Genomic DNA, 22164 nt, shown 5'->3' on the forward strand with positions numbered 1-22164 from the left:
CTCCTAAAGTTTCTTATCAGTGATGACAGATTTTACAGCCAAAGCAATTGAGAGGTATTTACTCTCAGAAGAATCAGCTCTTGAAGTTAACACAATTGGCGCTTTAGCACCGCAAATGACTGCACCAACTTTTGCACGGGCAAAATATATGAGTGACTTGTATAGAATGTTCCCCGTTTCAATTGTCGGAACTAGCAAGATATCTGCTTTTCCTGCTACTTTTCCTGCAATTCCTTTATGTGCTGCCGCTTCCATCGAGATGGCATTATCGAGAGCTAAAGGACCTTCCACAATTCCGCCAGTTATTTGATTTCTTAAATTCATTACAGTGAGACTGGCAGCATCAAGAGTTGCCTGCATGGCAGGGTTTACATTTTCTACTGCAGCTAAAACGGCAGTTTTAGGCTGATCAACACCAGTTTGCTGAACAAAATCTATTGCATTTTGCAATATTTGACTTTTCTGGTTAAGGTCAGGATTTATATTCATCGCTGCATCTGTAACAAATATCAGTCTGTTATACCCCTTGACCTCAAACGCAGCTACGTGTGACAAAACTTTCCCTGTTCTTAAACCAAATTCTTTATTTAATACAGCTTTTAAGAGTACGGAGGTTGAAACGAGTCCCTTCATCAAGATATCCGCTTTCCCCTCATGGACTGCTTTTACAGCTTCTATTGCGGCTGTTGCTGTATTAGTTGGAACAATCTCAATCCCAGGTGTAGGATCGTTTGTATTCTTTTCTAGCCAGTCAGAAATCACTTGTTCATTTCCAAATAATATAAAATGGGCAATGCCCTCTTTATAAGCCCGCAAAACGCTTTCCATAACTTCTTGATCGCCTGCTTCTGCCACTGCGATTACTGGTTTCACTTGCTGATTTTTGGCTTGGCTGACCAAGTCTTCCAAAAGCATGTTATCCCCCCTTGTTAATCACAACTATAGATATGCAAGTTTCATGCCAAACAAATTTATAAAGATTTTTAATGTATCGCTATCGCTTTTGCAATACTTTGCAATAAACACGCAATTTTTTGCATGAAATTATTTGCGCACCTTATCATCTAAGCCATATTTTTCAAGCTTATAATAAAAATTACGCAAGGAAATACCTAAAGCTTTGGCTGTTTTCGTTTTATTTCCTTTATATCTGTTTATAGCATCTGTTAAAATGTTTTTTTCAAACTCGTCCATTTGTTCTGCTAAAGTGATTTCTTCCCTTAATTCGTTAAAAGAACGGTCCGTGTCTGAATCCGGCTTTTTATGATCAATTTGCTGAAGCAAAGAAATATGTTCCCGGTTAATTTTAGAATCCGTATGACTCATATGGATGATAGCCCGGCCCAATACATTTTCAAGTTCTCTAACATTTCCCGGCCAATGATATTTAAGCAGGAAATCTTCCGCGTCACTGCTTATGATATCAATATTTCGTCCGTAGTCCTGATTCAATTTTTGCAGAAGGTGATTTGCCAGCATTAAAATATCACTGTTCCTTGCTCTAAGTGGAGGAATATAAATCGGCATACGGTTTAAACGGTAATACAAATCCTGCCTGAAAGTGCCATCAGCTATCATCTTTTCAAGGTTAACGTTTGTGGCGGCGATAACTCTCACATTTATGGGAATCGCTTTTGTGCCTCCCACTCGTCTGATTTCATTTTCTTGTAATACACGCAGCAGTTTAGCCTGTGTATTCTGCGAAAGCTCTCCCACTTCATCTAAAAAGATACTTCCACCGTTCGCTTCCTCAAAAAGGCCTCTTTTACCGCCTCTTAAAGCACCTGAAAATGCGCCTTCAACATAGCCGAAGAGTTCACTTTCTAAAAGTGATTCTGAGAGTGCCGCACAATTAACCCTTATAAATTTATTGAACTTCCGGTCGCTTGCGTTGTGGATCGCATGAGCAAAAAGTTCTTTTCCCGTACCGGATTCACCGCGCAGAAGAACAGTTGCCGGCGTTGAAGCTGCAAGCTTAGCTTGATCAACCGCAAACCTCATCTCATCTGATTCACCAATAATGTCTTCAAAAGAATATTTAGCTTCAAGTGTACGTATAATCTGTCTGGCGCGATTCAATTCTTCAGTTAAGCCTTTAATCTCAGAAACGTCATGAATGACACCAACGCTTCCTTTTAATAAACCATCAACGATAATCGGCGCGACATTAACGATCACATCTTTTCTTTTCGGACCAACTCGCAGCCTTGCTCCCCTGACTGGTTTCCTCGTTTTCAAAACTTGCATATGAATACTTTCACCCTCAGAAATATCTGTTGTTGCGGGCTTGCCTATTACCTGCTCTGCTGAATAGCCAGTAAGTTTTGTGTACGCAGGATTTATCATAATCCCTTTTCCTTCTTCATCTACAACAGATATAGCTTCTTCCGATGAATTAATGATAGAACTAAGCATGATTTGTATACTTTTTAAGTTTGTGACTTCTTCTGCAAGATCTACGATTTCAGTTATATCCTTAAAAACAGCAAATGCACCAAGTTTCCGTCCAGATTGATCTAAAATAGGCGTTCTTGTTGTATAAATTTTTGTCCCGTTCGCAAGTATCTGTTCTTGGTTTACTTCCTCAATCCCTGAATCCAGGACCCTTGGAAGCTGACTGTTTGGCATTACTTCCAGAATAGATCTGCCTAATGCTTCAACAGCTGAAAGACCTGTCATTCTTTCGGCGCTTTTATTAAAAATGGTGATGTTCAGCCTTTGATCAATAACAATCATACCGTCATGAGTATTATCTAGAATCGTTTTGAACTGCTGAAGATTAGCTTCGGCAGCCTTAGATTGTTTAAGGTGATCTGCTAACTTATAAAATTGAGAATCTGAAATAATGTCTGATTCATGATAAACATCTTCCTGCAGCTGATTGGCTAATTTTTTATTTGTAGGTGAATACACCAAATAGTCTGGCTCAAGCTGAGGTGGAGATGAATATGAAAAAACCGGCACATCATCATGCGTTTTTTCCGCACCCATTTCAAGCACAAAAACTCCGATTGGTTCAAAAAAAGATGAAGACCTGATTAAACGAAGAATCTTTTTTGTTTCTTCAGGGGCGGTCATTAACAATACAGTTTGCAACATTACCCCTCCAAATTCTATGTAAAGTGAATGTGCAATATTTTTCACACATTTATCATACCGTAGCATGAAAGGGTTTGCAAACTGTAATATCATCGACAATAAAATAAACTTTAGGTACAATACATGTAGAGGAGTGAATGCAATCATGAGCAGGTATGCAGCATTAGTAATTGTTTTAATTCCTGGAATTATGGCCGTAATGGGCATAAAATGGATGAGGGACACATTATTTGGAGTATTGCAATTTCCTTTCCCTTTCTTGTGGCTCCAGTTTATCGCAGGATTTGTTAGTTTTTCAGCTGGACTTGCCTTTGTGGGAGGATTTATATTTTACCGTGATCGAAAAAGAAATAAAGTACAGTTAAAGTATAAGAAAAAATAACCAGACCAATAAAAAAATTGGCTGGTTATTTTTAACCTGAGCGAAGCGGCACGCAGAATGAGCGTAACTCAAGGGTTTTGAGTGTACGTGTAACAATTAAAAGAACACGTACCGTAAAAATAAAAAGGAACTAACTCAAATGAGTCAGCCCTTTTTATTTTTTATCCAGCTTTATGTTCGATGCGAAGTTTATCAGCGACCATCGCAATGAATTCACTGTTGGTTGGTTTTGCTTTGGACATAGAAACTGTGTAGCCGAATAGAGAAGAGATGCTGTCGATATTTCCACGGCTCCAAGCAACTTCGATCGCATGGCGGATCGCGCGTTCAACACGGCTTGAAGTGGTATTAAACTTTTTAGCGATATCAGGATACAATACTTTTGTAATTGATCCTAATAGTTCAATATCGTTATATACCATAGAAATCGCTTCTCGTAAGTACATATAGCCTTTTATATGAGCAGGGACTCCAATTTCGTGGATGATGCTCGTAATACTTGCGTCTAGATTACGCGGTTTATTTATAGATTGGAAACTGCTTCGATTATTTCCGGATGCACGCTGAACTGTTGTTTTTTCTGATCCGCAAATTTGGCGGATCTGACTAGCTAAATTATCCATATCAAATGGCTTTAAGATAAAATAAGAAGCTCCAAGATCAACAGCTTTTTTCGTTACATCTTCTTGTCCAAAAGCAGTTAGCATAATTACATTAGGCTGAGGCAGATCATCACTTGATCTGATTTTTTCTAAAACAGCTAATCCGTCTAAATGCGGCATGATAATATCGAGTACGAGTACATCAGGATTTTTATTTTCTAAAACGGAAAGACATTCTTGACCGTTATAAGCTACCCCAATTACTTCCATGTCTTCTTGACTTGAAAGATATTCCCTCAAAAGACTAATTAGTTCACGATTATCATCAGCTAGACACACTTTAACTTTTTGCACCATTAATTCCTCCCCATCCAACAATTTCTTGTTTTTCCCATTGTAAGATTTTCAACAATAAATCTTAAATCCCTTTATTTTGTTTTAAATTTTTTAAAATTATTTTATTTTTGTTGTAGAAAAAGCTGTTTTCTTCAATTTACTTCGAATTTCGACAGTTATTAGTATGTAAACATATATATTTGTCGAATTTTCTTTACTACCATTATACAAAATTTTCTTAAAGATGTCTAAACAATAAAGAAAACCTTTTCATTAGATATTATTAACAGGCTTTAAAAGCTTCTTTTCTGAAGGTTGTTGGCTACTAAGAGATTCTCAAGAGTTCTTCTTTGAATAGTTAATTGGAGCAGAAGGGCATGACTCCTGCAGGACGAGCGGGACAGGTGAGACCACTCAATGTTCGCAGTACGGAAGGGCTTAAAAGCGAGCCACTGCAGAGAAATTTAACCACTTTCAAAAGATTGTTGTTTTTGTTAATTATCTTCGTAGAAAAAGTTGATTGGAGTGCAAGGTGCGAGACTCCTGTGGGACGAGTGTGACAGGTGAGACTCCTGAAGGCGCAAAGCGCCAGGAGGCTCACCGCACGCCCCACGGAAAGCGAGCGACCTGGAACGGAAATCAACTACTTTCAAAAATCAACCACTTCTAATAGCAACAAATAAAAAAACAGGCAACTGTGTCAGCTCGCCTGTCTTCTTTCTTCGTATATATTTATACCAGCTTCATCCAGCATCCACTCAATATGAACACCATATCCTGAAGTCGGGTCATTTACAAACACATGTGTTACTGCACCAATAATTCTTCCGTTTTGAATGATTGGACTTCCGCTCATACCTTGTACGATCCCACCAGTAATTTTTAAAAGTTCGGGATCAGTGATTTTGATTACCATACCTTTTGTTGCCGGAAACTTTTGCGGAACTGAACTAATCACATCCACATCAAATTCCCTTACCTTTGAACCGTTGACTACGGTAAGGATTTTGGCAGGACCTTCTTTTACTTGATCAGATAATGCAATTGGCAGAGGCTGGTTCCAGCTGCCGTTAGAAATTTTATCGTTCAATCTCCCAAATATACCAAAAGGACTATTTTTTGAAATATCCCCTAAAACTCTCTGGTCATTTGAGAAGCGTGCTAATTTTTCTCCAGGATGTCCGTTCGAACCTTTTTCAATTGAAGTTACTGTTGAACCTAAGATTTCGCCATCATTTACTTTGATCGGCTTTTTGGTATCCATGTCTGAAATAACATGTCCTAAAGCTCCGTACTTAAATGAAGCTGGGTCATAAAAAGTAAGTGTACCGACTCCAGCAGCAGAGTCTCTGATATACAATCCAATTCGATATGACTGATCATTTTTATCCTGAAGGGGTTTAAGTGTTTTGTGCAGGGATTTGCCATCTCTGATGATTGTTACATCAAGCGGTTTTTGAGATTCCCCAGACTCTCTCACAAAAGGGCTGACATCGCCCATCTTTTTTATATCTTTTCCATTGATTTTGGTAATAATATCTCCTACCTGAATATCGGCAATTTCCCCTGGAGACTGCTTACCTGAATTCGTATTTACAAGATGATGACCAACAATAAGGACTCCGAGTGTATTTAATTTTACACCTATAGATTGTCCGCCTGGTACAACTTTTAAATCGGAAAGTACTTTTACATCCATCTTTTTAATGGGAAAACTTGCTGCTTCGAGAGTTGCCATACGATCACCACTTGTTTTGGCTTGTATCGAAACGATCTTTTCACTTTCCTTAGCTGTGGTATAAATTTCATTCTCTTCCTGCTGTATAGATGTACCTGCAGGAAGTGACTGAATCGAATTTTGTCCTTCAAAAATTGTAACAGATTCAGGCAGTTTCACATAATCACGCACAGGAGACAAAAAACCGATTCCCACTAAACTTCCAAGGAGAATAACGCCGATCATTCGCCGAAGTAAATCCTTAAACATCTTTCACTCTCCTCGCTCCAAGCTCACACCCTCACCATGGCTGTACCTTTAATTTAGCCTACGGACCATAAGATTATAACCGGCAAAAAAGAAAAAGCTATTCCTTAAATGGATAGCTTTTTCATGCATAATTGTTTTAAGATGATTTTTTTATGGTCTCTGCAAGCTGGAGCAATTCCTGTGCATGCTGTTTGGTCAAATCAGTAATTTCCACGCCAGAAATCATCCGGCCGATTTCATGAACTTTTTCATCCGTTTTTAAAGAAAGTACTTTCGTAACAGTTCTGCCCTGGAGAGTTGATTTTGAAATATGGAGATGTGTATCAGCCATAGCCGCAACTTGAGGAAGATGGCTGATGCATAGCACTTGGGAATCGACCGATACACGGTAGATCTTCTCTGCAATAGCCTGAGCGACTCGTCCTGATACTCCTGTGTCCACTTCATCAAAGATAATAGCAGTAATTCCTTGATTTTCAGAAAAAATGGTTTTTAAAGCCAGAATAACTCTGGATAATTCTCCTCCAGAAGCAACTTTTGATATAGGCTTCAAAGGCTCACCCTGGTTGGGAGAAATAAAAAATTCAACAGAATCCATACCTGTCTTCAAAAACTGATTTTCTTCCGTTCTTTCCATTACAACCTCAAATTCCGTTTTTTCCATATAAAGCTCTTTAAGCTGCTGCTGAATGGCTTTCTTTAGTGTTTTCGCTATTTCTGAACGCTTTTTTGTAAGCTTTTTGCCAGAGGTTTCTAATTTTGTTACAACCTTTGACTGCTTAGCTTTTAGCTCTTCTATATGGTTATCTTTGTTTTGAATGAGTTCAAGTTCCTTTTTAACCTTCTCCCCATAACGTAAGATTTCCTTTACAGAAGAACCGTATTTACGTTTGAGTTTACTAATTTCATCAAGACGCAATTCGATGCCGTTTAATCTTTCCGGGTTATACTCTAGTGAATCAAACATATCACGAATTTTGTACGTCAGTTCTTCGAGCACGTAGAAACTGCTGCCAAACTGCTCCTCGTCTGCCTTAAGTGATTCATCCAGCGCTGCTACCTGTGAGAAATCAGCCATGGCACTAGAAATAAGTTCAAGACCTTTACCTTCTCCATAAAGACTGTGATATGCGTCCTGGAGGTGTCCATGAATTTTTTCGAAGTTGCCGAGCATTCTCTTTTCTTCTTCGAGCTTGATATCCTCATCCTCGAGCAAATTTGCCCCAGTAATCTCTTCGTATTGATACTCTAATAAATCAATTCGCTGAGCGATCTCTTGCTCATTCCTTGAGAGTTCTGAAAGCTGTTTGCTTATATCTTTATATTCTTTAAACGCTTCTTCATAAGTAAAGAGCTCTTTCTTAAAACCTTTGTCACCAAAGCTGTCTAATAAGAATAGGTGTTTATCCGGCTGCATCAAATATTGAGTTTCATGCTGCCCGTGAATATCAACTAGAGCTTGTCCTATTTCTTTTAATACAGAAAGTGTGACGAGCTTCCCGTTTACTCGGCAGATGCTTTTTCCGCTATCAGTGATATCACGTTTAAGTACAACCATTTCATCAGTTATGGTTATCCCGACTTCTTCACATTTCTCGTAAACACGATGATACTCATGAATGTGGAATAATCCTTCAATTTCTGCTTTTTGTGTTCCATAACGAACAAACTCAGTTGAGCCGCGCCCACCTATTAAGAGGCCTATAGCATCAATAATGATCGATTTTCCTGCACCTGTTTCCCCTGTTAAAACAGTTAGCCCTTTTTTGAAAGAAACGCTTAAAGAATCGATAATAGCAAAATTACGAATACTTAATTCTGCTAACAAGTACACCACACCTTATTAAAAGATTTACAGCATATCTAAAAAACGCTGCGAAATATCCGAACTTACATCCTTTGAACGGCAAATGATTAAGATTGTATCATCACCGCAAATCGTTCCCATCAGATCTTCCCAATCCAGCTTATCAATCAATGCACCTATTGCATTTGCATTACCTGGAAGGGTCTTCATAATAATTAAATGATCCGCATGATCTATGCTTATAAAGCTGTCTGTCAGTGTTCTTCTAAGCTTTTGAAGAGGATTAAACCTCTGGTCCGCCGGAAGACTGTATTTATAACGTCCGTCATTCATTGGAACCTTTACAAGGTGAAGCTCTTTAATATCACGTGAAACCGTTGCTTGTGTAACATTAAAGTTTGCTTTCTTCAAAAGTTCAACAAGATCATCTTGGGTTTCAATATCATGATTGCTGATCATCTCTCGAATTTTAATATGTCGCTGTCCTTTATTCACTAGTAGATCCACCTCAATTTTTACACTGTCACATTCTGCCTTTATCTTATACTATTGTGCATAGGATGTAAATTTTTCATTAATGGAATAAAAAGAAAAGGCTGTTCTCGCAAATTTTGTTGCTTTTGAAAGTAGTTGATTTCCGTTTCAGGTCGCTCGCTTAAACTTTGTTGCTCTTGAAAGTGGTTGATTTCCGCTCCAGGATACTCGCTTTCCGCGGGGCGTGCGGTGAGCCTCCTGGCGCTTTGCACCATTAGGAGTCTCACCTGTCACACTCGTCCCGCAGGAGTCTCGCACCTTGCACTCCAATCAACTTATCAATGAAGTGAAAGAAAAAATAATCTTAAGCAACAATCTTTTAGAAAAAAGCCAAAGAAAAAGAGCAGGACTATGGCTATTCCCGCTCTTTTCTAAAAGTATTATGCGCTTCAGTAACAACTTCCTTAATTCTCTCGTCAGAGATAGGTGATCTATCCTGTTTATTTACTTCCCCATGAAGAAGAAACTCAATATTTCCGTCTCCACCGGTTATTGGAGAATAAGACAAATCCACAGGGTTTATGCCTGTTTTTTTTGCAAATTCAATTATTTCAAAAATAACTCTTTCGTGGACTTTCGGATCTCTGACAATCCCCTTTTTGCCTACTTCTTCTCTGCCGGCTTCAAACTGAGGCTTAATAAGAGCAATCACTTCACCATTATCCATAAGCTGAGCGAGAACTGGAAGAATAATTCTAAGTGAGATAAATGATACATCAATTGTTGCAAAATCCGGAATTCCATTTTCAAGCTGGTCAGGAGTTACATAACGGAAATTCGTTCTTTCCATTACAGCAACACGGGGATCATTCCGCAGCTTCCAGGCTAACTGGTTATATCCAACATCGATGGCATAAATAAATTTAGCACCATTCTGCAGGGCACAGTCAGTAAAGCCCCCTGTGGAAGCCCCAATATCCATACCAGTTTTATCTTTAACATCAAAAGAAAAGACTTTTAATGCTTTCTCTAGCTTTAAACCGCCTCTTCCCACATAAGGAATTAAATCTCCTTTAACATGTAAAGGGGCATCTGTTTCAATTTTTTCTCCAGGCTTGTCCATGCGTGTTGTTCCAGAATAAACAAGGCCTGCCATAACCGACCTTTTTGCTTTTTCTCTTGTTTCACACAATCCGCGGTTGACAAGCAGTACATCTACACGTTCTTTTTTCATGTAAAAAGACCCTTTTCTGCTTTTCTTTTAACCAGTTTTTTGACACGTTCAACCAGATCAGGAGTCGTAATACCGATCTCTTCAAGAAGCTTAGTTACACTTCCGTGTTCGATAAAGCAGTCAGGTATACCCATACGGTCTATTAAAACGCTTGCTTGATTATCGGCAGCATGTTCAAGTACAGCACTACCGAATCCGCCCTGTAAAATAGCTTCTTCCAAAGTAAGAATCGGCATGTTTTGAGCATATAATTCGTTCAGCATTTTAAAATCAAGCGGCTTAATGAACCTTGCGTTAATTACCCGAGCAGATACTCCAGATTTCGCGAGTATTTCCCATGCCTCAAGCGCCATCGGTATCGTTGTTCCAAAAGTAAGAATGGCAACATCATCGCCTTCTTTCAGTACTTCCCAAGATCCAATTGGAATATTTTCAAACTCATCGTCCATTTGAACACCAGTTCCATTACCTCTTGGAAAACGGATTGCGATCGGCCCATCTTCATATTTCAGCGCTGAATATACCATATGCTGAAGTTCATTTTCATCTTTACCCATCATTAGCACCATATTTGGTATATGGCGCAAAAATGCAATATCAAATACACCTTGATGCGTTTCTCCGTCTGCACCAACTAAACCTGAACGGTCGATAGTAAACAGAACATTCAAGTTCTGTCTTGCAACGTCATGAACTACCTGATCGTATCCTCGCTGCAAGAACGTAGAATAAATGGAAAGTACAGGCTTCATTTTTTGTGTAGCTAGACCTGCAGCCATAGTAGTGGCATGCTGTTCAGCAATCCCTACATCAAAAAGGCGGTCTGGAAAGGCTTTTCCGTAGTCCACTAGCTTTGAACCAATTGTCATTGCCGGTGTGATAACCGCAATCCGCTCATCTTTATGGGAGAGTGTTTCTAATGTTTTACTTACAACACCACTGTAAGAAGGACCGGTTTGCTGAGGCTTGATTTGTTCACCTGACTCGATCTTGTATGGTCCAACACCGTGCCAGCTGTCCTTTTTATCACTCTCAGCCGGTTCATATCCTTTTCCTTTTTTAGTAAGAACATGAATGATCACAGGACCTTTTGTTTTCTTTGCATATGAAAGGTTTTCAATTAAATCGTCCAAGTCGTGCCCATCTACAGGACCTAAGTACGTATATCCAAGTTCTTCAAAGAACATGCCTGACACCAATAAGTATTTTAGACTGTCTTTTACACGTTCAGCAGTAGCGGCAAGCTTGCCTCCAAACGCAGGTATCTTCCGGATCAAAGCTTCTAGTTCATCTTTCGCTTTATTATACTTTCTGGCTGTCCTCATACGTCCAAGAACGTTGTGCAGAGCACCAACATTTGGTGCAATGGACATTTCGTTATCGTTTAAGATGACAATCAGGTCTTTCTTTTCATGACCGATATGATTTAAAGCTTCTAGCGCCATCCCGCCTGTTAGTGCACCGTCTCCGATAACTGCGATGACTTTATCATCAGTCTTTTTAAGATCACGTGCAATTGCCATTCCCATAGCGGCAGAAAGAGATGTTGAACTATGGCCCGTTTCCCATACATCATGTTCACTTTCAATTCTCTTAGGAAATCCGCACAATCCTTTATATTGGCGCAGTGTATCGAATTGAGACGCTCTGCCTGTTAGGATTTTATGAACATACGCCTGGTGCCCGACATCCCAAATAAATTTATCTTTCGGGCTGTCAAATACCTTATGCATAGCGAGTGTCAATTCAACAACTCCCAGATTAGGACCTAAGTGGCCTCCTCTTACTGATAGTTTCTCGATTAAAAAAGAACGGATATCACCGGCTAATTTATTTAATTGTTCAGTCTCATATGATTTTAAAAAATGAGGATTCTGAATGTCTTCCAGGTTCATGGAATATGCCTCTCTTTCCATTAACGCCTTTTTTTCTCTTTCTTAGCAGGCGATAGCAGTTTAATTCTTAATTTTTCCTCTAAAAAATATAATAAACGCCCAACCTGAAAAATAATAAAGGTTGAGTGATTGATCGCATAAGATTTTCCTAATGCTTTTCCGCCGACTGTCAGTGCAGCAACAACACTTGTAAAGATGATTGTAATCAAGTACTCGAGATTTGAGCCATTATTCTGATCCATTGAAAGTGTTAACTCTACCACAACTGCAGCAGATGCTGTACCACTAACTATACCAGATATATCCCCAATTACGTCATTGCAAAAGTTCGCTACACGATCAGCGTTTCTTGTTATTAGAATAGCATGTCTTGCACCTGGTACTCGTTCTGAAGCCATCGCATGAAACGGAACTTCTTGAGCCGCTGTAGATGCTACTCCGATAATATCAAAGATAACACCGGTTAACACGATTAAAAAGACGATTCCCATCCCGATGCCCCACGAAACACCGTTAAGGAGGGCAGAAGAGACAACTGTAAAAATAGCCGCTAACACAAGAGTGATAACGGCAATGCTTGTACTCCATTTGAGTGTTTTAGAAAAGGAATGCTTCATGCATAACTCCTTCTTTTTTGGTAACTTTATGTAATAAGGAGTGGTCACCTTATTAAGTAAAGACTGCGGCTTAGGTCCAGTAGGTTTTCCCAGAAGAGTACGAAATGTCGCCATATTCGCGGTTTCCCTTTACTCTCTTCTTAACGCTGTCGCCAAACGTTAGACTAGATTACCACTTAGTCCGCACTATAATCCCTAACAGGTGTCTAGATAGCAGAACAGTCTAGGAGTTTTCCTCAACAGCCCTTCGCACATTCCCTAGCCTCTTTTGCAGAGTAGATTTCATATGGCATAAAGCTCAAAATCAGCGGCCAACCGATACAGGCTTTTCACACCATAATCCCCTCTAACACCACTCAAGGCAGGCTACGCTGCTCGCCTTTTCTTTTCCTGAAGATCAAGAAAAGCGGCAAGGCAGGTTCAAACCCCATTTCGCAGTAAGGTCTTTTGAACACAAACCGCAAATATGGGGGCCTCCGCGGAAGAAGGGTCATCGCCCACATGCCATTGTGGATCGCCCTTCAACCTTAACTCCCAGCATTAACCCAAGGCTGGGCGCCTCAAGCCAACACAAGGAACTTCATCGATGTGCCCTTTGGCGGATTTTTAGGCCCGCCTTCAGGAACGGGGGGCTGACTAGAATACTGCACCACTCCAAAGCAAATAATATCATATCATACTTCCAATTGCTCAACAATCTCTTAGTGATTTCTTTTTATAATGTAGTCAGCAATGGATGCTAATATGCCTGTATTTCTATTGATTTTACCTAAATGTTCCAACGAATTCCGAATATGATTTTCCATTTCTTTTTGTGCACCCTCAAGACCCAGCAATTTCGGATATGTCGTCTTTAAGTTTGCTTCATCACTGCCAATCGGCTTGCCTAGTTCATCCTGATTACCTGTGATATCCAGGATATCATCCTGAATTTGAAATGCGATTCCTATATGCCGAGCATAGAGCTGTAAAGCCAAAAGCTCCCCTTCAGTCGCATCAGCCGCAATTCCACCAGTTAATACCGAGCACTCCAGCATTTTACCTGTTTTCTTTTCGTGAATGCTCTCAAGTTCTTTAAGAGAAAGCTCTCTGTTTTCACCTTCAAGATCTTCTACCTGGCCGCCTACCATGCCTTCTGCACCTGCTGCACGAGAAAGAACGGAAAGCAATCTGACTTTTTGTTCCGCATTTAGAAAGACATTGTCCGAAATCAAAGAAAAGCTTTCTGTTAAAAGGGCGTCTCCTGCCAAAATAGCTTGGGCTTCTCCATACACTTTATGAGAAGTAAGTTTTCCCCTTCTATAATCATCATTATCCATAGATGGAAGATCATCATGTATAAGAGAATACGTATGTACAAATTCAATGGCACATGCTGCATCTAATACAAATTCAGGGTCTTTTTGAAAAGATTCCATTACTGCAAGTGCTAATATGGGGCGCAGTCTTTTTCCTCCTGCAGAAATGGAATACAGCATTGAATCCTTTAAAGTAGGCGGAGCATTAAGTTTATTGAGATAACCAATCATCCTATCTTCAACTAATTGTTTCTTATCCCGAAGATATTTTTCAAAATCAATCAATGATCTTCCTCCTGGATGACGAAAGGTTCTTCCTTTCCATCTTCATGCATGATCGTATCCATTTTCTTTTCAACGTTTTTAAGCTTTGTATGACAAAGCTTTGAAAGCTTCATACCCTGCTGATAAAGATCAATACTTTCTTCCAGCGGCACATCACCTTGTTCAAGTTTCTCAACAATCTCTTCAAGCTGTACCATCGCATCTTCAAATGTTAATTTTTTTTCCGTTTTTTCAGCCATTGGTTAAAGACCCTCCGTTCCAGTGATGTGACAATCGATCTGTCCGTCTTTAAGTTTTATCGTTAACGACTCACCAGAATTAACTTGTTTCACAGACTTGACGAGTTCGTTTTTTCCTTTTTTATAAGTAAGACTGTATCCTCTATCCATTATAGCTAACGGATTTAATGAGGACAGCCTTGAAATTTTATTGGAAAAATTCGTTTGGTGTTGTCTTACATGCCTGTTTGTTTCTTTGATTAAGTTCTTATGAAGCAAATTCACTTTTTCATTTGCTTTTTGCAGCTGGCCAGCCGGAGAGAATAGAGCTAACTGACGCTGCATCTGTGTTAACTGTTTCTGATGCTCTCCAAGAAATGTTTCTGCAGTTCTTTTTAGCTTATCTATGTGCCTGTCGAGTTCCTGTTCCTTCTGCTTCACAAGCTGAGTCGGATATTTAAAAGCATATGATTTCTGCAGACGGCTTAAGTGCTGCTGATGACCAGCTAAAAAATCACCCATAACTCTTTTCAGTCTTACACTTCTTTGGTGCAGCCGGTCACCGAGTTCATCCAAATGGGGGACAGCTAACTCAGCTGCTGCGGTTGGAGTAGGCGCTCTTAAGTCAGCTACAAAATCTGAAATCGTAAAATCTGTTTCATGACCTACTGCAGAAATAACCGGTAAGCGTGATAAAGAAATAGCGCGTGCAACGATTTCCTCATTAAACGCCCATAACTCCTCGATCGAACCTCCGCCACGGCCGACAATCAATACATTAGCTTTATTTAATTCATTCGCCTGTTCAATTGCACGGACAATTGATGGAGCTGCACCTGGCCCCTGAACTAGAACAGGAAACAAAGTAACGGTTGCTAAAGGAAAGCGGCGTTTTATCGTAGTTATGATATCCCTGACTGCAGCTCCTGTTGGAGAAGTAATAACTCCTATTTTTATAGGAAACTTTGGCAGCAGCTTTTTGCGTGATGAATCAAAAAGTCCTTCGCGTTCAAGCTTGTTTTTCAATACTTCATACGCTAAAAAGAGATTACCCACTCCATCCTGCTGCATCGTTCTTGCATAAAGCTGATATTGTCCTTGTGGTTCATATACGGAAAAGGAACCTTGAATCAAAACATTCATACCTTCTTCAGGCTTAAAGTTTAAATACTTATTATTTCCCGCAAACATAACTGCGCTTACTCTGCTATTTGCATCTTTTAAAGTGAAATACAGATGACCTCTGCTATGCAGTTTAACATTTGACAACTCACCTTTAACCCATACATCCTGCAGGTTGCCGTCATTTTCAAATAATCGCTTGATATATCTGGTAACAGCAGATATTGGAACATACCGATCGTTTTGCATTAGTGAACTTCCTTTGTCTTCTTTCTCCATTTTGATGCAAGCACTGTATTATTCATCAGCATCGTGATCGTCATTGGACCTACTCCGCCAGGAACAGGAGTGATATGTTTCGCTTTTGGCTTAACAGCTTCAAAATCAACATCTCCACACAATTTACCGTTCTCAAGACGGTTTACACCTACATCAATCACAACGGCACCAGGGCTAACCATAGCTTCGGTAATAATGTTTGGTTTTCCTACTGCGGCAATTAAAATATCGGCCTGCAGTGTTTGTTCTGCCAGATTTTTTGTTCTTGAATGGCAAAACGTAACCGTTGCGTTCTCTTGCAAGAATAGCTGTCCAGCAGGTTTTCCTACTAAGTTGCTTCTGCCTACCACAACAACATGCTTTCCAGAAATCTCTTCACCTGTCTGTTTTACCATCTCTAATATACCAAGCGGTGTACATGGAATAAACGCATGCTCGTCACCAGCATGCATTCTTCCGATATTTATAGGATGGAAACCATCAACATCTTTTTCAGGCAGGATTGTTTCAATAACTTTTGATTCACTTATATGTGAGGGTAAGGGGAGCTGAACAAGAATTCCGTCGATTTGTTCATCATTGTTAAAGGATTGAATGCAGTCTAACAAATCATTTTCAGAAATGGACTCAGGCAATTCAGTTAATACTGAGTGCATTCCCAGTTCTTTGCATGTTCTTTCTTTTGCAAGAACATATGAACGTGATGCAGGGTGATCGCCTACTAGAATAACAGCCAGTCCAGGTACATTTCCTTCTAGCTTTAGTTCCTGTATCTCTCTAGCCAGCTGCTCTCTTATCTCTTTTGCAATTTGCTTTCCATCTAATACAGTCATTCTAGGTCCCCCTCAAAAATTATTATTTTTTCCGGATATCTGAGATTATCTTACCTAATACACCATTTACGAAGCGTCCTGCTTCCTCACCGCCAAATATTTTAGCAGTTTCTATCGCCTCATTCAGCGTTACGTTCTTCGGAACTTCATCCATGTAAAGCCATTCATAAGCTGCCATTTGCAAAACAACACGTTCTACATTAGCAAGTCTTGAAAAGCTCCATTTTTCTAAATAAGGAGTTAGAAATTTCTCTATCTCTGCTTTATTTTCAACGGTTCCACTCACGATTTCATTAAGAAAATCATCAGATGGTTCTCCTTCTAATACGTGCTCCATAGCTTCTTCAATACTAATGTTACTCACTTCAATTTGAAAAAGCGATTGAAAGGCTTTTTCTCTAGCAAGTCTACGTTTCATAATTCGACTTCCTTTCTATATGCGAACAATTTCTATCTAGCATAATACCATATTCAGACGAGAGGTTACAATCCGAACATTTAATACTAAAACCCTTCAAAACATTCAGTTTTTTATCTAGAAAATGCTGTTTCCAAATACAATGTTGCTTTTGAAAGTAGTTGATTTCCGCTCCAGGCTGCTCGCTTTCCACGGGGCGTGCGGTGAGCCTCCTGCCGCTTCGCGCCATTAGGAGTCTCCACCTGACCGCTTCAGGGAAGTATTCTTGCTCCTGCGTCTACAAGTAATTGCTACCGACGTAAGCTTCCTCGTCGCATGCCTAGCGAGAAGCTTCTCATGTGGTAGGCACGCAACTTGCGCTACAATCAACTTGCAAATGATGAGAATTTAAAAAGCAAAAAGCAACATTCCTTTAGAAAACAGCCTTTAGTAACAAAGCATAAGAAAAAGGCTAAGAAAGAAAAAAATCAAAGGAGGAATCCCCCCTTTGATTTCTGTATCAATCTACTTCAGGTGCTTCATATTGTTTTTCTTTGGAGTCGAATTGAACGCCTACCACAAAAACATTAATGTCAGTTGCTTCTAGAGCAGTCATATCTAACAATGCCTGTCTGACATAATCTTGGATTTTTTGAGCAACATCTGGAATCGCAACGCCATATTTCATAGATACATAAATATCGATTGAAATACCTGACTCTGACAGCTCAACTTTTACGCCTTTACCATGCGTTTTCTTTCCAAGTCGCTCTACAACTCCACTTGCAAAGCTCCCTCTCATTGACGCTACACCTTCAACATCTGAAGCTGCAATACTTGCAATAACTTCAATTACTTCAGGTGAGATTTCAACTTTACCTAACTCTGATGAATAGCTCTCCATCTCAAATGACAGTTCATTCATTTTATGCACCTCCACTGTTATTCACTTTTTGAAGTTAAATCATGATTTTCTAAAAACTTAGTATTAAAATCCCCATTCACAAATGTTTCATGGTTTAAAAGACGCAGATGGAAAGGAATGGTCGTGTGAACTCCTTCAACAATAAATTCACTTAATGCGCGCTTCATACGATCAATTGCTTCTTGTCTAGTGTTCCCATAAGTGATTACTTTAGCAATCATAGAATCATAGAATGGCGGTATTGTATATCCAGGATACACGGCTGAATCAACGCGGACACCTAGTCCTCCTGGAGGCAGATACATGTCGATCTTTCCGGCAGAAGGCATAAAGTTCTTTTCAGGATTCTCTGCATTAATTCTGCATTCGATTGACCATCCATTAAACACAATGTCTTCCTGCTTATATTTTAACTTTTCGCCTGATGCTACTTTGATCTGTTCTTTTATAAGATCAATCCCAGTAACCATTTCTGTTACAGGATGCTCAACTTGAATACGTGTGTTCATTTCCATGAAATAAAAGTCACCGGTATTAGGGTCAAAAATAAACTCAACAGTACCCGCACCGGAGTATTGAACTGCTTCAGCGGCTTTAACAGCAGCTTCACCCATTTCTTGGCGTTTTTCCGGACTAATTGCAGGAGATGGTGTTTCTTCTAAAAGCTTCTGCAAGCGTCTTTGGATACTGCAGTCTCTTTCTCCCAAATGAATAACATGTCCGTAATTATCTGCAAGAACTTGTATTTCTACATGACGGAAATCTTCAATGTATTTTTCGATATAAACGCCTGGATTACCAAAAGCAGTTGCAGCTTCCTGCTGAGTGATAGCAATACCCTTTAATAGTTCAGCTTCGTTTTTGGCTACACGAATACCTTTTCCCCCGCCGCCGGCAGTCGCTTTAATAATAACGGGATAGCCAATCTTATTGCTGAGTTCAATGGCTTCTTCCTTATCCTTGATAATTCCGTCAGAACCGGGAACGATTGGTACTCCTGCATCTGCCATTGTTGCTCTGGCAACATCTTTAATTCCCATTTTGTTGATAGCTTCAGCACTAGGTCCTACGAATGTTACATTGCACTCTCTGCAAAGCTCAGCAAAATCGGCATTTTCAGCTAAAAATCCGTATCCTGGATGAATCGCATCTGAACCTGTCAACGTGGCTACACTCATAATATTGGTGAAATTTAAGTAACTGTCTTTTGAAGCAGTAGGTCCGATACAATAAGCCTCATCTGCCAAACGGACATGCAATGCATCCTTGTCAGCTTCAGAATAAACGGCTACCGTTTCAACACCTAGTTCTTTGCATGCTCGAATAATCCGGACTGCAATTTCACCACGGTTCGCTACTAATAGCTTATTAATCATCGACATACCCTCCTATTCTGCTTTCACGAGGAACAGAGGTTGTCCATATTCTACTAGTTGTCCGTTCTCCACCAAAACTTTTACAATTTCACCGTTAACTTCGGATTCAATTTCGTTAAATAATTTCATAGCTTCAATGATACATACGATGCTGTCTTTTGATACTTGGTCTCCGGGCTTAACGAAAGGACCATCGTCTGGAGATGAAGCTGCATAGAATGTACCAACCATTGGTGACACAACTTTATGTAAAGAAGAATCTTCTTCTGCAGCTTTAGATTCTTGCTGTACTTCCGGACTAGCCTTTACCGGTTCTGCAGCAGGAGCTGACTCTATTGCAGGTGGTGCTTGATTTACTACAGGCTGAACGGGTACTTCTTCTGTCTGATATGAAACAGCAGTTCCAGCATTCTTTTTAAGAACGATTTTCGAACCGTCATTTTCATATTTGAATTCATTGATACTTGATTTGTCGATAAGTTTAATTAGTTCTCGGATTTCTTGTATTTTTAGCATGAGATCTCGACTCCTTTAAAAAATCCTATCCAGGTTTATTTTTATTTAGCACCTTCTATTGTGACTAGGTCTTAACAAAAGTAATATACCATATTTCTTTTTTCATGGATACATTAGTTTCATGTACAAATTTAATAGTACACGATTCCTAAAGAGATTGTAAGCGATTACCGTTATGAATACTTTATTATTCTATTTTTGCCTATATAAAATAAATACAAACCGGGTTCCTATCTTTTCTGTCAAATCGTTTTGCTTGTTGCTCTTCTTTGACTAGTTGATTGTAGCGGAGAACTCCTTAGGCAACTATGCTTACAAAATGCTCTTTTCTAAAAGATTGTTGCTTTAGGCTTTTTCTATTCTCATCATTTGCAAGTTGATAGGATCGCAAGTTGCGTGCCTACCACATGAGAAGCTTCTCGCTAGGCATGCGACGAGGAAGCTTACGTCGGTAGCAATTACTTGTAGACGCAGGAGCAAGAATACTTCCCTGAAGCGATCAGGTGGAGACTCCTAATGGCGCAAAGCGGCAGGAGGCTCACCGCACGCCCCGTGGAAAGCGAGCAGCCTGGAGCGGAAATCAACTACTTTCAAAAGCAACAATGTATGCGAAAACAGCCTTACAAAAACGACTTATTCAAAATATAACACGAAATGCCACAAAATAAAAAAAGCCGGAATCACTCCGGCTTCATTTTACTTTGCGGCATGGTATTCAACAGCTACTGTTTTGCTGCTGCCCAGATGTTCGTTTGCTAAATTCATAATCTCAACAACTTCTTTTTTGGATAATTTATCTGCTTTTACGATCACTTTAATCTCATTATTCATCGTGCTGACAAGTGCATCTTTAAAGCCCATTGATTTAATTAGTGTTTCGAGAGTAGCTTCTTTCATTGTAAGTGACTGCAGTTCTGTCATTTTAGCCCAAGCCTCCGCTTGCACTTCTGCGGACGCATCTTCTGATCCTGCTACAGCTACATAATCAGCACTCATCTCGTCACGAACTTCATCACGCTCTAAACGAAGGGCTGTGAACATATCATCGTTTGCAACACCTGAAACTGTAGCATCTTTACCAGATTTTTTACCTGCCTCTAAGTATGCAAGATCATCAGTTCCACCTGGTGCAGTAATGTAATACACAGATAATACAATAATCAAACTAAGCATTGTTAAAAGCCAAACTGTTTGCTTTTTAAGTAACATTCTTTTAATCCCCCTCGTATTTTTTTGGGACCACAGATACATTGTGGCTGCCGATATCAAATACTTTTGTTATCACATCGATGATCATTGCTTTTGTTTGCAGATTTTCCGCTCCTTGAGCTACAACCGCTATACCCCTTATTTTTGGCTTTTCGGTTGTTATTACAATAGGTTCTTCTTTTCCATCGTTTTGAACGATTACAATCTTTTCTTCTGTCTTTTGATCTTCAATCGTTCGTTTTCCTCCACTTTTATCTGTTTCGGATGTTGTTTGCCTTTGAATGTTCTCGTCAGTTGCAACTTCTTTTCTCTCAGTTGTTTCAAGCTCTACATAAACTGAGACACTCTCCACTCCTTGGATCTGTTCTAACAGATCTTTCAGCTGATTCGAATATCTGTCTTCATAAGATCGAATGTTCTTGTTTGTGACTTCTTTTGTATCCTTGAATACGGCTTCTGATTCATTCGATTGTGTGTTGTTAGAAAGTGTTTGCATGGAAACATTTTTAGCAGGGGAGTCAATCATTTTACTTATAAACATAAGAGCAATTCCCAATAGAAGCAGTACAAGTAAGTATTTTTGTTTATTCCCTGCTTTATCACTTAGCTGCAGCCATTTTTTTATCTGTTCCCAAAATGAATGTTTCATTGGGATGACTCCTCTCCCCCTTCCATTTCCACCTCAAGCTGCTGTGCATCTAGCTGCCATTGGCTGGCCAAGAATTCTACTATCTCTTCAGGAACTCCATCTTTTTCAGCTTGGTCTCTCTTTTCAGAAATACTCACATCCACTTCTGATACTTCTGAGATACCAGCTGGTTCATGATGTTTAGCTAGTACAACTTTCACACCTGTTATATCTTCAGGCTTTAAAGACTCCGTACCGCTATTCGTATGGATTTGAAGATCGACAATTTCTAATTCATACGTCTTATTCAAATCCTCCTGAACTTGTTTTTTCATTGGGACAGCCATTTGCTCTAATATATATGCACGTTGTGCGCCTTGTATTTCACTTTTATTTTTTTCTATCGAATTTTTTATTTCATTTTCCTTTGCAGCTGCTGGCAGATCCATAGCTTGAAACACTTGATCCATATCAGAATTTAATAATTTAAATAGTGGAGACAGCATAGCAAGCAAAATAAGAAGGCCGATTACCATCTTGATATAACTCTGAAATTGGTTGCCTGGCAATAATAGCTCGATTACCCCTGCGAGCAGAACAAGCACAAGGATGTTCGTGATCCATTCAGTTAAGAATCCCACATTT

21 protein-coding genes are annotated in these 22164 nt (G+C 39.5%); 1 reads left to right on the plus strand and 20 read right to left on the minus strand.

Annotated elements, in window-relative coordinates; all coding sequences use genetic code 11:
• Nucleotides 1-3: 3 nt before the first annotated feature.
• Both yqiS and ABE41_RS12475 read right to left on the minus strand, forming a co-directional pair.
• Nucleotides 4-915 carry a phosphate butyryltransferase gene (yqiS, locus tag ABE41_RS12470; RefSeq protein ID WP_066290768.1) on the minus strand — a complete coding sequence of 304 codons (912 nt, stop codon included), beginning with the start codon at nt 913-915 and terminating at the stop codon, nt 4-6.
• A gap of 129 nt (nt 916-1044) precedes the next feature.
• The gene (locus ABE41_RS12475) at nt 1045-3096 is read right to left on the minus strand and encodes a sigma-54 interaction domain-containing protein (protein ID WP_066294820.1); all 2052 of its coding nucleotides are present in this window, start codon (nt 3094-3096) and stop codon (nt 1045-1047) included.
• 148 nt (nt 3097-3244) lie between these two features.
• Between ABE41_RS12475 and ABE41_RS12480 the strand changes: the two genes are divergently transcribed.
• Complete coding sequence (locus tag ABE41_RS12480) at nt 3245-3481, plus strand: DUF2627 domain-containing protein (RefSeq protein WP_066290771.1); 237 nt, start codon at nt 3245-3247, stop codon at nt 3479-3481.
• Nucleotides 3482-3642: 161 nt separating this feature from the next.
• Here ABE41_RS12480 and spo0A read toward each other — a convergent pair whose 3' ends face one another.
• The 18 genes from spo0A to spoIIIAF all read right to left on the minus strand — a co-directional run bounded on the left by spo0A (nt 3643) and on the right by spoIIIAF (nt 22160).
• Nucleotides 3643-4437, minus strand: a complete 795-nt coding sequence (gene spo0A / locus ABE41_RS12485; RefSeq protein WP_066294822.1) for a sporulation transcription factor Spo0A — start codon at nt 4435-4437, stop codon at nt 3643-3645.
• A 682-nt stretch (nt 4438-5119) separates the two neighbouring features.
• Entirely contained in the window at nt 5120-6406 is a 1287-nt protein-coding gene (gene spoIVB / locus ABE41_RS12495) for a SpoIVB peptidase (protein WP_066290775.1), read from the minus strand.
• Nucleotides 6407-6542: 136 nt separating this feature from the next.
• A complete protein-coding gene (gene recN, locus ABE41_RS12500) occupies nt 6543-8234 on the minus strand; it encodes a DNA repair protein RecN (RefSeq protein WP_066290778.1) in 1692 nt (563 codons plus the stop codon).
• 24 nt (nt 8235-8258) lie between these two features.
• Nucleotides 8259-8708 (minus strand): transcriptional regulator AhrC/ArgR, encoded by a 450-nt coding sequence (gene ahrC, locus ABE41_RS12505; protein WP_066290784.1) that lies wholly within the window; start codon nt 8706-8708, stop codon nt 8259-8261.
• A 394-nt stretch (nt 8709-9102) separates the two neighbouring features.
• The gene (locus ABE41_RS12515; RefSeq protein WP_066290788.1) at nt 9103-9921 is read right to left on the minus strand and encodes a TlyA family RNA methyltransferase; all 819 of its coding nucleotides are present in this window, start codon (nt 9919-9921) and stop codon (nt 9103-9105) included.
• Nucleotides 9918-11816 (minus strand): 1-deoxy-D-xylulose-5-phosphate synthase, encoded by a 1899-nt coding sequence (gene dxs / locus ABE41_RS12520; RefSeq protein WP_066294825.1) that lies wholly within the window; start codon nt 11814-11816, stop codon nt 9918-9920. Before dxs ends, ABE41_RS12515 begins: the two co-directional genes overlap by 4 nt.
• Nucleotides 11817-11836: 20 nt before the next feature.
• On the minus strand, nt 11837-12433 hold the full coding sequence (locus ABE41_RS12525) for a hypothetical protein (protein ID WP_066290794.1): 597 nt from the start codon (nt 12431-12433) through the stop codon (nt 11837-11839).
• A gap of 701 nt (nt 12434-13134) precedes the next feature.
• Nucleotides 13135-14016, minus strand: a complete 882-nt coding sequence (locus ABE41_RS12530) for a polyprenyl synthetase family protein (protein ID WP_367642101.1) — start codon at nt 14014-14016, stop codon at nt 13135-13137.
• Entirely contained in the window at nt 14013-14255 is a 243-nt protein-coding gene (locus tag ABE41_RS12535) for an exodeoxyribonuclease VII small subunit (protein ID WP_066290797.1), read from the minus strand. The genes ABE41_RS12530 and ABE41_RS12535 overlap by 4 nt, the downstream gene beginning before the upstream one ends.
• A gap of 3 nt (nt 14256-14258) precedes the next feature.
• On the minus strand, nt 14259-15605 hold the full coding sequence (gene xseA, locus ABE41_RS12540; RefSeq protein WP_066290803.1) for an exodeoxyribonuclease VII large subunit: 1347 nt from the start codon (nt 15603-15605) through the stop codon (nt 14259-14261).
• Entirely contained in the window at nt 15605-16468 is an 864-nt protein-coding gene (gene folD, locus ABE41_RS12545) for a bifunctional methylenetetrahydrofolate dehydrogenase/methenyltetrahydrofolate cyclohydrolase FolD (protein WP_066290805.1), read from the minus strand. The genes xseA and folD overlap by 1 nt, the downstream gene beginning before the upstream one ends.
• 22 nt (nt 16469-16490) lie before the next feature.
• Nucleotides 16491-16886 (minus strand): transcription antitermination factor NusB, encoded by a 396-nt coding sequence (gene nusB, locus ABE41_RS12550; protein WP_066290807.1) that lies wholly within the window; start codon nt 16884-16886, stop codon nt 16491-16493.
• 499 nt (nt 16887-17385) lie between these two features.
• The gene (locus ABE41_RS12560) at nt 17386-17790 is read right to left on the minus strand and encodes an Asp23/Gls24 family envelope stress response protein (RefSeq protein ID WP_066290809.1); all 405 of its coding nucleotides are present in this window, start codon (nt 17788-17790) and stop codon (nt 17386-17388) included.
• A 17-nt stretch (nt 17791-17807) separates the two neighbouring features.
• Nucleotides 17808-19166, minus strand: coding sequence for an acetyl-CoA carboxylase biotin carboxylase subunit (accC, locus tag ABE41_RS12565; protein WP_066290813.1), 1359 nt, complete (start codon nt 19164-19166; stop codon nt 17808-17810).
• Nucleotides 19167-19178: 12 nt separating this feature from the next.
• On the minus strand, nt 19179-19682 hold the full coding sequence (gene accB / locus ABE41_RS12570) for an acetyl-CoA carboxylase biotin carboxyl carrier protein (RefSeq protein ID WP_066290816.1): 504 nt from the start codon (nt 19680-19682) through the stop codon (nt 19179-19181).
• 696 nt (nt 19683-20378) lie between these two features.
• A complete protein-coding gene (locus ABE41_RS12575; protein ID WP_066290819.1) occupies nt 20379-20891 on the minus strand; it encodes a SpoIIIAH-like family protein in 513 nt (170 codons plus the stop codon).
• A 4-nt stretch (nt 20892-20895) separates the two neighbouring features.
• Entirely contained in the window at nt 20896-21540 is a 645-nt protein-coding gene (gene spoIIIAG, locus ABE41_RS12580) for a stage III sporulation protein AG (protein ID WP_066290822.1), read from the minus strand.
• A complete protein-coding gene (gene spoIIIAF / locus ABE41_RS12585; RefSeq protein ID WP_066290824.1) occupies nt 21537-22160 on the minus strand; it encodes a stage III sporulation protein AF in 624 nt (207 codons plus the stop codon). The genes spoIIIAG and spoIIIAF overlap by 4 nt, the downstream gene beginning before the upstream one ends.
• Nucleotides 22161-22164: the final 4 nt, after the last annotated feature.

This window comes from Fictibacillus arsenicus, from assembly GCF_001642935.1.
Lineage (GTDB): Bacteria > Bacillota > Bacilli > Bacillales > Fictibacillaceae > Fictibacillus > Fictibacillus arsenicus_B.

Excerpts from the sequence above, each read along its gene's own strand:
- yqiS (WP_066290768.1), bottom strand. The coding sequence starts at position 915 with ATGCTTTTGGAAGACTTGGTCAGCCAAGCCAAAAATCAGCAAGTGAAA.
- ABE41_RS12480 (WP_066290771.1), top strand. The coding sequence starts at position 3,245 with ATGAGCAGGTATGCAGCATTAGTAATTGTTTTAATTCCTGGAATTATG.
- spoIVB (WP_066290775.1), bottom strand. The coding sequence starts at position 6,406 with ATGTTTAAGGATTTACTTCGGCGAATGATCGGCGTTATTCTCCTTGGA.
- ABE41_RS12515 (WP_066290788.1), bottom strand. The coding sequence starts at position 9,921 with ATGAAAAAAGAACGTGTAGATGTACTGCTTGTCAACCGCGGATTGTGT.
- dxs (WP_066294825.1), bottom strand. The coding sequence starts at position 11,816 with ATGAACCTGGAAGACATTCAGAATCCTCATTTTTTAAAATCATATGAG.
- ABE41_RS12525 (WP_066290794.1), bottom strand. The coding sequence starts at position 12,433 with ATGAAGCATTCCTTTTCTAAAACACTCAAATGGAGTACAAGCATTGCC.
- ABE41_RS12535 (WP_066290797.1), bottom strand. The coding sequence starts at position 14,255 with ATGGCTGAAAAAACGGAAAAAAAATTAACATTTGAAGATGCGATGGTA.
- xseA (WP_066290803.1), bottom strand. The coding sequence starts at position 15,605 with ATGCAAAACGATCGGTATGTTCCAATATCTGCTGTTACCAGATATATC.
- folD (WP_066290805.1), bottom strand. The coding sequence starts at position 16,468 with ATGACTGTATTAGATGGAAAGCAAATTGCAAAAGAGATAAGAGAGCAG.
- nusB (WP_066290807.1), bottom strand. The coding sequence starts at position 16,886 with ATGAAACGTAGACTTGCTAGAGAAAAAGCCTTTCAATCGCTTTTTCAA.
- ABE41_RS12560 (WP_066290809.1), bottom strand. The coding sequence starts at position 17,790 with ATGAATGAACTGTCATTTGAGATGGAGAGCTATTCATCAGAGTTAGGT.
- accC (WP_066290813.1), bottom strand. The coding sequence starts at position 19,166 with ATGATTAATAAGCTATTAGTAGCGAACCGTGGTGAAATTGCAGTCCGG.
- accB (WP_066290816.1), bottom strand. The coding sequence starts at position 19,682 with ATGCTAAAAATACAAGAAATCCGAGAACTAATTAAACTTATCGACAAA.
- ABE41_RS12575 (WP_066290819.1), bottom strand. The coding sequence starts at position 20,891 with ATGTTACTTAAAAAGCAAACAGTTTGGCTTTTAACAATGCTTAGTTTG.
- spoIIIAG (WP_066290822.1), bottom strand. The coding sequence starts at position 21,540 with ATGAAACATTCATTTTGGGAACAGATAAAAAAATGGCTGCAGCTAAGT.